Below are 11,457 nucleotides of genomic sequence, written 5' to 3'. Positions count from 1 at the left end.
CTGTGAACGCACATCTGCTCGCCACCATCGACCTGGCCACCCGCAACGTGGCCGCCGGCGGTGGCCCGTTCGGCGCGATGATCGTCCGCGCCGGCCAGGTCGTCGCCACCGGCGTCAACCAGGTCACGCCCACGCTCGACCCCACCGCCCACGCCGAGGTCGTCGCGATCCGCGCGGCCTGCCGGGTGCTCGGCGACTTCAAGCTCACCGGCTGCACGCTGATCTCGTCGTGCGAACCGTGCCCGCTGTGCCTGTCCGCTGCTCTGTGGGCCCGCGTGGACCGCGTCGTGTACGCCGCAGACCGGGACGACGCCGCCGCGGCCGGGTTCGACGACCGCGAGTTCTACGAGCTGTTCAGCAGGTCCCGCGACGAGTGGGACCTGCCGGTGCACCAGATCTCCACGGGCGAGGACACCGCCCCGTTCACCGCCTGGACGTCACTCGCGACCCGAATCGACTACTGAGCTCGACCACCAGGGCCACAAGCCTGCTATTCGCTGACCGGAGCTTGCATCGCTCAATTGCGTTCCGGCGCTGGAACGCGCCCACCGGCATGGGAAAGGCCGTCATGACCCAGTTACGGACGCGGCAGTCGTCCGCCTTCGACCAGTTCTTCCGCATCACCGAACGCGGCAGCACGGTCAGTCGCGAGGTCCGCGGTGGCATCACGACGTTCGTCGCGATGTCGTACATCGTCCTGCTCAACCCGCTGATCCTCGGTGCCTCCGCCGACATCACCGGCGCCAAGCTCACCACCGCCGAGATCACCACGGCCACCGCGCTCGCCGCCGGTGTGATGACCGTCCTAATGGGACTGGTCGGCAACGCACCGCTGGCGATCGCGGCCGGCCTCGGCGTGAACGGCGTGGTGGCGTTCCAGATGGCACCGGCCATGACGTGGGCGCAGGCCTTCGGGCTGGTGGTGCTGGAGGGCGTGTGCATCGTGGTCATGGCGGCCTCCGGTGTCCGCGAGCGGATCATCAACGCGATCCCGGAACCGTTGAAGATCGCGATCACCGTGGGCATCGGGCTCTACATCGCGCTGGTGGGACTGGTGTCCGCGGGGTTCGTGACCCGCACGCCGGACGCCGCCGGCTCGACCGTGCCCGTGCGGATGGGCGTCGACGGCCACCTCAGCGGCTGGCCGATCGCGATCTTCTGCCTCGGGCTGCTGCTGATGATCGTGCTGATGGCCCGCGGGGTGCCCGGCGCGGTGCTGATCAGCATCGTGGTGGCGACGGTCGTGGCGGTCGTCGTGAACTCCGCGTTCACCGTGCCGAACTGGGGACTCGTGACACCGAGGCTGCCCTCGTCGGTCGTCGGGCACCCGGACTTCGGGCTGTTCGGCCGGATCGACCTGTTCGGCGGGTTCGTGTCGGCGGGCGTGATCGCGGCGACGATCTTCCTGTTCACGCTGGTGCTGTCCGGTTTCTTCGACGCCATGGGCACCATCACGTCGGTGGCGGACGAGGCGGGCCTCACCCGTGACGGCCGCGTGGAGGGGATGGGCAGGATCCTCGTGGTCGACGGCGCCGGCGCGATCGCCGGTGGTGTCACGGGATCGGCACCGAACACGGTATTCCTGGAGTCGGCGGCGGGCGTCGGCGAAGGCGCCAGGACCGGCCTGGCCTCGGTGGTCACCGGCGGGCTGTTCCTGGTGGCACTGCTGTTCACGCCGCTGGCGACCGTGGTGCCCGCCCAGGCCGCGGCACCGGCGCTGGTGGTGATCGGCGGGCTGATGATGACCCAGATCCGCCGCATCCCCTGGCAGGAGGCGGACTTCACCATCCCGGTGTTCCTGACCGTCGCGGTCATCCCGTTCACCTACTCGATCACCAACGGCATCGGCGCCGGCCTCGTGTCCTACGTGGTGCTGCGCATCTGCAAGGGCCGCTGGCCGGGCTGGCTGATGACCGGTCTCGCGCTGATGTTCGCCGTGTACTTCGGCGTGGACGTGATCACCGGCAAGTGACGCTCGGGCGGCCGGGCGACCGTGTGGGGAGGTTCGATGCGTGAGCTCGCTTCGACTTTGCTGTCGTGGGACCGGTTCGCGGTCGCCTCGGTGGTGGCCGTGCGGGGCAGCGCGCCCCGTCCGGTCGGCGCCGCGCTGGCCGTCGGCCCGTCCGGCGAGGTCGCCGGCAGCGTGTCCGGCGGCTGCGTGGAGGCCGAGGTCTACGAGCTGGCGTGCGAGGTGCTGAGGACGTCCGTTCCCGCGTTCGCCACGTTCGGGTACTCCGACGACACGGCGTTCGCGGCCGGTCTGACGTGCGGCGGCTCGCTGGACGTCCTGGTGCAGCGCGACAACCCGTCGTTGCGGGCAGCGCTCCAGGCCTCGGTGGACGCCCTGCCGGTGTCGGTGCGGTTCTCGTTCGAGGACCGCGTGTTCACCGAGACCTGGCTGCCGCCGCCCCGGCTGCTGGTGTTCGGCGCCATCGACCACGCCGCCGCCGTGGCCGAGATCGGCCGGTTCCTCGGTTTCCACGTCACCGTGTGCGACGCCCGCCCCGTCTTCGCGACCCCCGAGCGCTTCCCCGCGGCGCACGAGGTCGTCGTCGACTGGCCGCACCGCTACCTCGCCTCGACCCGCACCGACGCGACCACCGCTGTGGTCGTGCTGACCCACGACCCGAAGTTCGACGTCCCGGTGCTGACCGAGGCCCTGTCCCGCCCGCTCGCGTTCGTCGGCGCGCTGGGTTCCCGTCGCACGCACCTGGAACGCCTCGACCGCCTGCGCGAGGCCGGTGTTCCCGCCGCGGCGCTGGCCCGACTGCGGTCCCCGGTCGGTCTCGACCTGGGCGGCCGCACCCCGGCCGAGACCGCGGTGTCCATCGCGGCCGAGCTGGTGGCCCTGCGCCACGGCGGCACCGGCGCGCCCCTGTCCGACCTGACCACCCCCATCCACGAGGAGCGAGATGGCGCTGATCTTCCTCAACGGCGGCGGCATGCGGGGCGGCCCGCTGCACTCCCAGCTGCAGGGCACGCCGATGGTGTGCCGAGCCCGCAGTGCCCCGAGGTACCGGTACTTCTCGGTGCGGGGGACGTTCCCCGCCATGCACGAGTCGGGCACGGCGGCGGTGGTCGGTGAGCTCTACGACCTGCCGCTGAAGGTCCTGCGCGACCACCTCGTCCCCGCGGAACCGCCGGAGCTGGAGATCGGCGTCATCGAGCTGGAGGACGGCAGCGCCGCCCTGGCCACCGTGCTGCGCGACGCGGTCGTCGACCCGTTGCTCCGATCGGGTGACATCGAGGACATCTCGTATCTCGGCGACTGGCGGGCCTTCTTACACGTCGAGGGGTGAGGGAGTGGCAAGGGGGAGTTGCCGCAGGCGGCGGGACCACCGACGGTGGTTCCGCCGCGGGGGGACGGCGACGCCGCTGCTCGACCGGGTCTGACCACCACCCAGACCCGGCACCACCGCTCGACCTTCTTCCGACCGCACCCGCGACGGCTCCGCCGCGTCAGCGCCCGCGGCTGCTCAGCAGCCCTCGTTCGTACGCCACGGCGACAGCGGCCGCGCGGTCCGACACCCCCAGCTTCGCGTAGACGTGCAGCAGGTGCGTCTTCACCGTCGCCTCGGAGATGAACAGCGCCGCCGCCACCGCCCGGTTCGTCGACCCGCGCGCGACCAGGCCCAGCACGTCGAGCTCCCGCGCCGACAACGCCTCCGACGCCGGCTCCCGCACCTGCCCCAGCAACCGCGTCGCCACCGCCGGCGACAGCACCGCCTCCCCCGCCGACGCCGCCACGACCGCCCGGTGCAGCTCGTCGCGCGGGGTGTCCTTGAGCAGGTAGCCGGTGGCGCCGGCCTTGATGGCGGGCAGCACGTCGCGGTCGGTGTCGTAGGTGGTGAGCACCAGGATGCGGCAGGGGTGGCCGCGGAGGCGTTCGATGGCGGACAGCCCGTCGGAACCGGGCATCCGCAGGTCCATCAGCACCACGTCGGGCGAGAGCGCGCGCACCACGGCGACGGCCTCGTCCCCCGACGCGGCCTCGCCGACCACCTCGAACGACGGCGAGGCCAGCATGCCGCGCAACCCGTCGCGGACGACGGGGTGGTCGTCGACGATGACGAGGCGGATCACGCGGGCACCCGCGCCGAGATCGCGGTACCGGCACCCGGTTCCGACTCCACGTCGAGGTCGCCCGACAGCCGCGACACCCGGTGCCGCATCGCCGTCAGGCCGAACCCCGCGGAGGGCTCCGCGAGGTCGAAGCCGATGCCGTCGTCGCGCACGTCCAGGGTCACCACGTCCTCCATGTACGACAGGGTCAGGCCGACGCGCGAGGCCGAGGCGTGCTTCGCGACGTTGGCGAGGGCTTCCTGGGCGGTGCGCAGCAGGGCGACCTCCACCTCGGGGTGCATGGCGCGGGCGGAACCGGTGCAGGTCACCGCCACCGGGACGCCGTGCAGGACCGACCAGCCGGACGCGACCTCGCCCAGCGCCTCCGGCAGGGCGGCCTCCTCCAGCGCGGGCGGGCGCAGGGCGTGGACGGAGCGGCGGGCCTCGTCGAGGCCGGAGCGCGCCAGCGACACCGCCGTCGTGACGCGGTGTTCCCAGTCCGCGGGGGTGGCCGCGGACAGCTGCGTGACGATCCCGGCCAGGTCCTGGGCCAGGGTGTCGTGGATCTCGCCGGCCATGCGCTGGCGTTCGTCCTGCACGCCGGCCTCGTGCGCCTGCACCAGCAGCTGGGCCTGCAGCCCGGAGTTCTCGTCGAGGAGCACCTTGCGCAGCCGGGCCTGCTCGGTCGTCACGTGGCCGACGAACGTGAACACGGACGCCACCACCACGAACACGAGCAGCAGCAACCAGAACGCCGGCCGCGCCTCCGGTGGCGGGTAGCCGCCGAACAACGACAGGGTCGCCAGCACGGCCGTGCCCGCCGTCGCGAGGAACATCCAGCGCGGGCGCAGCAGCTCGCTCGCGAAGACGTACACCGCGTACGACACGGCGCCGAACCAGTGCTCGCGCATGCCGAGGACCGCGTAGAAGACGACCATGCCCGCCACGAACACGGCCATCAGCTCGGTCCGGCCGCGCCACTGCGGGTGCAGCGTGAACCACCACAGCATCCATGCGTACCCGAACGCCACGACGCCGTACGTGAACCAGCGCTCCGCCACCGGCTGCTCGGTGAAGATCGCGTACAGCGCGGTCGTCACGGTCAGCACGAAGTACGGGATCACGTGTGCGACGGAAGCGAGCCTGTGCTCCCACCTGTCCAGCGCGGCCTGGTCCACGAGCTACTCCCAGCGGAACGTCGTGGCCGCGACGCTACCCGCCACGAGGCCCACGAGCCCCATGATCGCCAAATGCCCCCACCCCGGCGCGGTGCCGAGCCACGCCTGGTGCAACGCCTCCACACCGGGCGGTGTGAAGGAACCGATCGCCTGCACGACCGGGGGCAGCATGAACCGCGGCAGGTACACGCCGCCGAAGAACATCAGCAGCATGAACACCGCCGTCGCCCAGCCACCGGCCGCACGCGCGTTCGGGGCCAGTGCGGCGATCACCAGTCCCAGCGCGAACGTGCCCGCGCCACCCAGCACCACCGCCGCCGCCAGGCCCACCGGGTGGTGCGGCAGGTCCACGCCGAACACCAGGTACCCCACCACGATGGTGAGCAGCACCGACAGGATCGCGGCGCAGGAGTTCACGACCAGCTGTCCCACCAGCAACCGCGCCGGGTGCATCGGCGTCGTGGACAGCCGCCGCAGCACGCCTTTCTCCCGATAGGTCGCCACGACCGTGGGCACGCGCTGCAACCCGATGAACGCCAACGTGAACACGACCAACGACGACATGTACGCGTCGATGAACCGCATCCCGTCGAACTCGGGCGCGGGCGTCCGCAACGCCGGAACCGCCCCCAGCACGAGCAGCAGTAGCGACGGGAACACCACCGCGAACAACGAGTTCAGCCGGTCCCGCAGGAACAACCGCGCCTCGACCTCAACGATCCGCATCATCACGACCCCCGGTCAGCTCCACGTACGCGTCGTCCAGCGACACCTGGTCCACCCGCAGCCGCCGCGCCACGAGCTGGTTGCGCGCCAGCCACGACGTCACGGCCGCCAGCACGTTCTCGCCGCCGGTGACCACCACCTGCTCCCCCGCCAGGTCCACCCCGGCCACGTCCGGCAACGCCAGCAGCGCCGGCACGTCCACCGGCGCCGAGGGCACGAACCGCACCCGCGTCGAACCGTCCACGCGCGACACGAGACCGGCCGGGGTGTCCAGTGCGGCAACGCATCCGTCGCGGATCACGGCCACGCGGTCGCACAACCGCTCGGCTTCCTCCATGAAGTGCGTGACGAGCAGGACCGTCACGCCGGCGGCGCGCACGTCCTCGATCACCGACCACGTGTCCCGCCGTGCCTGCGGGTCGAGCCCGGTGGTCAGCTCGTCGAGGATCGCCACCCGCGGCCCGCCGACGAGCGCCAGCGCGATCGACAGCCGCTGCTTCAGCCCGCCGGAGAGCCGCCCGTACTCCGCGGTCAGGTGCTCGGTCAGCCCCAGCCGCTCCGACCAGTCGACCGGCTTCGGGTAGAACGACGAGAACAGCCGCAGCGCCTCCCCGACCCTGATCCGCTCGGGCAGCTCGGAGGCCTGCAGCTGCACCCCGATCGCCGCACGCGAGTGCGCCGGTGGCCGCCCCAGCACGGTCACGCTCCCCCGGTCCGGTGTCCGCAGCCCGGCCACGCACTCGACCGTCGTCGTCTTGCCCGCGCCGTTCGGCCCGAGCACGCCGAAGATCTCCCCCTCGGCCACCGAGAACGACACCGAGTCCACCGCGACCTTCGGCCCGTACCTCTTCCCGATGTCGCGCACTTCGATGATCGCCATGCCACCACGATGGGGCAGCGTGCGCCGGGGATCATCGAACGACGGGCGGCACCGGCATCAACCGATCGGTCGATGCGCTACTCGGTCTCCACGAAGGCGGTGCGCACCGCGGCCGCCAGGCGCGCGACGGGGTCCGGCACCGGTCCCGGCAGCCGGGCGAGCAGCACCCGGCGCTGTTCGGCGGGCCCACCGCGCACGGGCAGGACCCGCACCCCGGCGGGCGCGACCTGGACCAGCGACGCGGGCACCGTCGTGATGCCGAGGCCCGCCGCGACCAGCTGCAGCTTCGCCAGCCAGTCGCGGGCGGTGTGCGCGACGACGGGCCGTTCGGGCAGCCCCGGCCACACGCCCATCACCGACGGGTCACCGGGCCCGGAGATCCAGCGCTGTCCGTGCAGGTCGGCCACGTCGATGAAGTCGTTGCGCGCCAACGGGTGCGTGGTCGGGACGGCGACCCGCAGGCTGCGTTCGACGAGGGTGTCGACGGCCAGCGCGGGGATCTCGTCGTCCGGGGCCCGGAACGGCGGCGCCGAGGCGATCAGCGCGACGTCGAGGGTGCCCGCCCGCACCGCGCGCACCAGCGCGGGCGTGCTGCCCTCCCGCGTCACCACCGTGATCGACGGGTGGGTGCGCGCCAGCGCCGTCAGCGCCCGCGGGAGCAGCCACGCCCCGGCCGTCGCGAACCAGCCGAGCCGCACCGTGCTCTCGCCGGAGGCCGGCAGGCCCTCCAGCTCGCGCGCACCCGCGTCGACCTGGTCCAGGGCGGCAGCGGCCCGGCGCAGCACGACCCGGCCGGCCGCGGTGAGCCGCACGCCGTCGTGCCGCCGTTCCAGCAGCACGGCACCGGCCGCCCGCTCCAGGGTCGCGATCTGCCGGGACACCGCGGACTGCGTGTACCCCAGCGCGGTGGCCGCCGCCGTCAGCGTGCCGCGTTCGGCCACCTCGCGGAACACCCTCAGCGCGGTCAGCGACGCATTGGCCAAAGACATGATTTTTACGCATACCCCGTCTGCTGAACTTTCGCTACCGGCATGGCTGGGCCGAGCCTAGCGTCGAGGGCGTGATCGAAACGGAGTTCGGGTTCAGCACCACCGCCGCCGAGGTCGTCGACGGGATCGACCTCACCGGCAAGCGCGTCGTCGTGACCGGCGCGTCGTCCGGCATCGGCGTCGAGACCGCCCGCGCACTGGCCGGAGCGGGCGCCGAGGTGACCCTCGCGGTGCGCAACGTCGCCGCCGGGGAGCGGGTCGCCAGGGAGGTCGGCGCGGCCGGGGTCGCCCGCCTCGACCTGACCGACCTGGTGTCCGTCGAGGAGTTCGCGCGGAGCTGGAGCGGACCGCTGCACGTCCTGGTCAACAACGCCGGTGTCATGGCGAGCCCCGAGCGGCACACCGAGCAGGGCTGGGAGTGGCAGTTCGCCACCAACCACCTCGGGCACTTCGCCCTGGCCACCGGTCTGCACGGCGCGCTGCGGGCCGCCGGGGCGCCCGCGTCGTCTCCCTCACCTCGCGCGGCCACATGCTCTCGCCCGTGGTGTTCGACGACGTCCACTACGCGTTCCGCCCCTACGAACCGTGGGGCGCCTACGGCCAGAGCAAGACCGCCAACGTCCTGTTCGCGGTCGAGGCGACGCGCCGGTGGGCGGCCGACGGCATCACCGCGAACGCCGTCATGCCCGGTGCCGTCCTCACCGGCCTGCAACGCCACATCGGTCAGAGCGAGGTCGACCCGGCCATCGTCAAGACGGTCGAGCAGGGCGCGGCGACCTCGGTCTTCGTGGCCACCTCACCGTTGCTGGAGGGCATCGGCGGCCGTTACTTCGACGACTGCGCCGAGACGCGCGTCGCCGACCACCGCGACGAGACGCCACCGATGCGCGGGGTCGCCCGCTTCGCACTCGACCCGGACGCCGCCGCCCGGCTGTGGACGTACTCCGAGACCCTGCTGGCGAAGGCATGATCGCCCTCGTCACCGGTGCCACCCAGGGCCTCGGCCGCGCGCTCGCCGAAGGCCTGGCGCGGCGGCTGACCCCGCGGGACACCGTCTACCTGACCGGCCGCGACGCCACGCGGGTCGCCGACGCCGTCGCGGCCGTCCCCGCGGGTGGGGCCGAGGTCCGCGGCGAGGTGCTCGACGTGGCGGGCCCGATCGACCGGTTCGCGGCACGCGTCCAGGAGCGCCACGGCGGCATCGACGTCGTCTTCGGCAACGCCGTCATGCGCATCGGCCCCGACGACGACCCGCGCGCGATCATCGACGAGTACACGCAGGTCAACAACTTCGGCACCACGAGGTTGCTGAACGCCTTCGCGCCGATGCTCAACGACGGCGGCCGGCTGCTCGTGGTCGCCAGCTCGCTCGGCACCCTCCACCACCTGGCACCCGTGCTGCACGGGCGGTTCGCCGACCCGTCCACAGTGGACGAGGTCGACGCGCAGATCGCCCGGTGGCGCGACGACGTGAAGGCGAGCCGTCCCGGCGCGTGGCCCGCGTTCGTCAACATCCCGTCGAAGATCGGCCAGGTCGCCGCCGTCCGGGCGCTGGCCGCCCTGCGCCGGGACACCGATGCGGCGCGCGGGGTCCTGGTCGCCGCGGTCTGCCCCGGGATGATCAACACGCCGACGTCCGCGCTGTGGTGGGACGTCAGCGCCGCACCCACCCCGGACCGGGCCGCCGGACCGCTGCTCGACCTGGCGCTGGGTCCGGTCGAGCCGGCGCATTACGGGGAGCTGGTGCGGTACGGCGAGGTCGTGCCGTTCAGCTGAGCGGCTGGTGCAACCCGTGCACCGCCTGGTCGAGCAACGTCTGGATGACGGCCTCGTTGTGCTCGGTCCGCCCCGGCGTGATCATGCGCGACGAGGCCTCGACCATGGCGTGCACCAGCATCGCCCGCAGCTGCGCGCGCTGCACCCCCGCGGTCTTGAACACCGACACGAGCGGCGCCAGCAGTCGTTCGTGCTCGGCCCTGATCTGCTCGCGCGAGGCGTCCGGCAGCGCGTGCGCGGACAACGCGACGACCGCGCCGTGGCTGCCGTCTGTGATGATCGCGAGCTCGGTCCGCACGTACGCCTCGATCTTGGCGGGCACGCTGTCCGCGCTGTTGACCGCGTCGTCCAGCTTGTCCGCCCACTCGGGCAGCGCGTCGGACACGATCGCGGCGACCAGCTCCTCGCGTGAGCGGAAGTACTCGTAGAGGCTCGGCCGGGACAGGCCCACCCGCCTGGCCAGCGACGCGAGCGTCAGCGCCTCGGCGCCCTCGGACGCCACGATGTCGCGCCCCGCGTCCAGCAGGGCGCGCAACCGGTTGGCGCGGTGCTCGGCAACGGTGTCGGCGCTGATCCTCGGCACCCGTGGATCGTATCGCGCTTGCTTTCCCGACGGGGTGTTGGAATAGTTCCCGACAGAGCGTCGGGATCAGGGAGGCCAGCATGTTCATCGCGACCAACCGGATGTTCGTCAACCCGGACATGTCCGAGGAGTTCGAGCGCTACTTCCGCGGCACCATGCGCACCCACCGGCCCGGAGTCCCCGGCCTGCTGCGCAGCACGCTGCTCAAGCCGGTGCGCGACGACCAGCCGTACGTGTCGGTCAACGAGTTCGAGTCCGAGGACGCCTTCCACGCCTGGATCGCCTCCGACGCGTTCCGCGAGGCGCACAAGGGCCACCGCACGATCGCACGCCTCGTGACGGGCAACGAGCCCGAGCGGTTCACGCACGCGGAGGACCTGGTGCTGCCGCGGCAGCGCACCGAGGCGTCCTGACCGGGCAGCGAGCCCTGCACCGTCTCACAGGGTGGACAGCAGGGCCCTCATCCGGTTGATCTCGTCGGACTGCGTGGCCACCACGTCGTCCGCCATCTCCTCGACCTGGACGTTGTGGCCGGCCGCGCGCACGTCGGTGGCCATCTTGATCGCACCCTCGTGGTGCTTGATCATCAACTCCAGGAACATCCGGTCGAAGTCCTTGCCGCGTGCGGCCCCCAGCGCGGTCAACTGGTCCTGCGTGGCCATGCCGGGCATCGACCCGTGGTCGCCGTGCGAGCCGACGATGTTGTTGGTGCGCTGCCACTGCTTCATGGCACCGATCTCGGGTTCCTGGCTGTACCGGATGCGGTCGGCCAGGCCCTTCACCGTCGCGTTCTCCGCGCGGTCGGGCGCGAACCTGGTCATCGCCAGCGCCTGCTCGTGGTGCACGATCATCATCGACACGTACTCGCGGTCCGCGTCGTTGGGCGGCGGCACGACGGCGGCCGTCGCCTCCGACGCCGCGATGGTCGGCGCCGACCCGCCGGGGGTGTCCGGCGCGATGACCGGTGCCTGCTCCGGCTCCGACGTACAGCCTGCCAGCAGGGCGAATGCCGCCACGATCGCCACGAGCCCAGAACGCATGCACCGGACAATACAGTCCGCGGCGGCGGGCGTTGCCCGGCTTTTCGCGAGGGGGACGAACACCCCCACAACCCTCCGAAAGACGCTGGCCTTTAGCAAGGCGAAGGGTCATACTCCCCCTCACCAACCTGTGATGAGGGGGTAAAGCAGTGACTTCACGCGCAACGGCCCGGCGGCGCAGAGCGCCGTTGGCGGTTCTGGGGGCGCTCGCGCTGACGCTGTC

General features: G+C 72.1%; 14 protein-coding genes and 1 pseudogene. 8 read left to right on the top strand and 7 right to left on the bottom strand.

Going from position 1 to position 11,457, the window contains the following annotated elements; genetic code table 11:
- Positions 1 to 2 precede the first annotated feature (2 nt).
- From ACVDFE_RS17965 to ACVDFE_RS17950, 4 genes are all read left to right on the top strand, one after another.
- On the top strand, positions 3 to 464 hold the full coding sequence (locus tag ACVDFE_RS17965; protein WP_360391703.1) for a nucleoside deaminase: 462 nt from the start codon (positions 3 to 5) through the stop codon (positions 462 to 464).
- Between the two features lie 104 nt (positions 465 to 568).
- Positions 569 to 1,972, top strand: coding sequence for an NCS2 family permease (locus tag ACVDFE_RS17960; protein WP_360391706.1), 1,404 nt, complete (start codon positions 569 to 571; stop codon positions 1,970 to 1,972).
- Positions 1,973 to 2,008: 36 nt separating this feature from the next.
- Positions 2,009 to 3,085 carry an XdhC family protein gene (locus ACVDFE_RS17955; RefSeq protein ID WP_458431144.1) on the top strand — a complete coding sequence of 359 codons (1,077 nt, stop codon included), beginning with the start codon at positions 2,009 to 2,011 and terminating at the stop codon, positions 3,083 to 3,085.
- Entirely contained in the window at positions 2,970 to 3,299 is a 330-nt protein-coding gene (locus ACVDFE_RS17950; protein WP_458434353.1) for an allophanate hydrolase-related protein, read from the top strand. Before ACVDFE_RS17955 ends, ACVDFE_RS17950 begins: the two co-directional genes overlap by 116 nt.
- Before the next feature lie 160 nt (positions 3,300 to 3,459).
- Here ACVDFE_RS17950 and ACVDFE_RS17945 read toward each other — a convergent pair whose 3' ends face one another.
- From ACVDFE_RS17945 to ACVDFE_RS17925, 5 genes are all read right to left on the bottom strand, one after another.
- The gene (locus ACVDFE_RS17945; RefSeq protein ID WP_360391714.1) at positions 3,460 to 4,083 is read right to left on the bottom strand and encodes a response regulator transcription factor; all 624 of its coding nucleotides are present in this window, start codon (positions 4,081 to 4,083) and stop codon (positions 3,460 to 3,462) included.
- Positions 4,080 to 5,240 (bottom strand): sensor histidine kinase, encoded by a 1,161-nt coding sequence (locus ACVDFE_RS17940; RefSeq protein ID WP_360391717.1) that lies wholly within the window; start codon positions 5,238 to 5,240, stop codon positions 4,080 to 4,082. Before ACVDFE_RS17940 ends, ACVDFE_RS17945 begins: the two co-directional genes overlap by 4 nt.
- Before the next feature lie 3 nt (positions 5,241 to 5,243).
- Entirely contained in the window at positions 5,244 to 5,966 is a 723-nt protein-coding gene (locus ACVDFE_RS17935) for an ABC transporter permease (protein WP_458431143.1), read from the bottom strand.
- Positions 5,953 to 6,846, bottom strand: coding sequence for an ABC transporter ATP-binding protein (locus ACVDFE_RS17930; RefSeq protein ID WP_458431142.1), 894 nt, complete (start codon positions 6,844 to 6,846; stop codon positions 5,953 to 5,955). Before ACVDFE_RS17930 ends, ACVDFE_RS17935 begins: the two co-directional genes overlap by 14 nt.
- Positions 6,847 to 6,923: 77 nt before the next feature.
- Positions 6,924 to 7,835, bottom strand: coding sequence for a LysR family transcriptional regulator (locus tag ACVDFE_RS17925; RefSeq protein WP_360391724.1), 912 nt, complete (start codon positions 7,833 to 7,835; stop codon positions 6,924 to 6,926).
- Positions 7,836 to 7,906: 71 nt separating this feature from the next.
- Here ACVDFE_RS17925 and ACVDFE_RS17920 point away from each other — a divergent pair.
- The 3 genes and pseudogenes from ACVDFE_RS17920 to ACVDFE_RS17910 all read left to right on the top strand — a co-directional run.
- Positions 7,907 to 8,260 (top strand): annotated as a pseudogene (locus tag ACVDFE_RS17920) (SDR family NAD(P)-dependent oxidoreductase); the annotation flags it as partial.
- Positions 8,261 to 8,376: 116 nt separating this feature from the next.
- Positions 8,377 to 8,805, top strand: coding sequence for an SDR family NAD(P)-dependent oxidoreductase (locus ACVDFE_RS17915; protein WP_458431141.1), 429 nt, complete (start codon positions 8,377 to 8,379; stop codon positions 8,803 to 8,805).
- Positions 8,802 to 9,611: an SDR family NAD(P)-dependent oxidoreductase gene (locus tag ACVDFE_RS17910; RefSeq protein ID WP_458431140.1), complete on the top strand. Its 810-nt coding sequence runs from the start codon at positions 8,802 to 8,804 to the stop codon at positions 9,609 to 9,611. Before ACVDFE_RS17915 ends, ACVDFE_RS17910 begins: the two co-directional genes overlap by 4 nt.
- Here the strand turns inward: ACVDFE_RS17910 and ACVDFE_RS17905 are convergent.
- Entirely contained in the window at positions 9,604 to 10,194 is a 591-nt protein-coding gene (locus tag ACVDFE_RS17905) for a TetR/AcrR family transcriptional regulator (RefSeq protein ID WP_360391732.1), read from the bottom strand. The genes ACVDFE_RS17910 and ACVDFE_RS17905 overlap by 8 nt on opposite strands.
- 80 nt (positions 10,195 to 10,274) lie before the next feature.
- Here ACVDFE_RS17905 and ACVDFE_RS17900 point away from each other — a divergent pair, with 80 nt between their 5' ends.
- Positions 10,275 to 10,607 carry an antibiotic biosynthesis monooxygenase family protein gene (locus tag ACVDFE_RS17900; protein WP_458431139.1) on the top strand — a complete coding sequence of 111 codons (333 nt, stop codon included), beginning with the start codon at positions 10,275 to 10,277 and terminating at the stop codon, positions 10,605 to 10,607.
- 24 nt (positions 10,608 to 10,631) lie between these two features.
- Here the strand turns inward: ACVDFE_RS17900 and ACVDFE_RS17895 are convergent, their stop codons facing one another.
- A complete protein-coding gene (locus ACVDFE_RS17895) occupies positions 10,632 to 11,234 on the bottom strand; it encodes a DUF305 domain-containing protein (protein ID WP_360391736.1) in 603 nt (200 codons plus the stop codon).
- Between the last annotated feature and the right edge of the window lie 223 nt (positions 11,235 to 11,457).

This window comes from Lentzea chajnantorensis (assembly GCF_054300775.1).
Note: the sequence above shows the minus strand (reverse complement) of the source record. Positions and strands in the feature narration are given on the sequence as shown.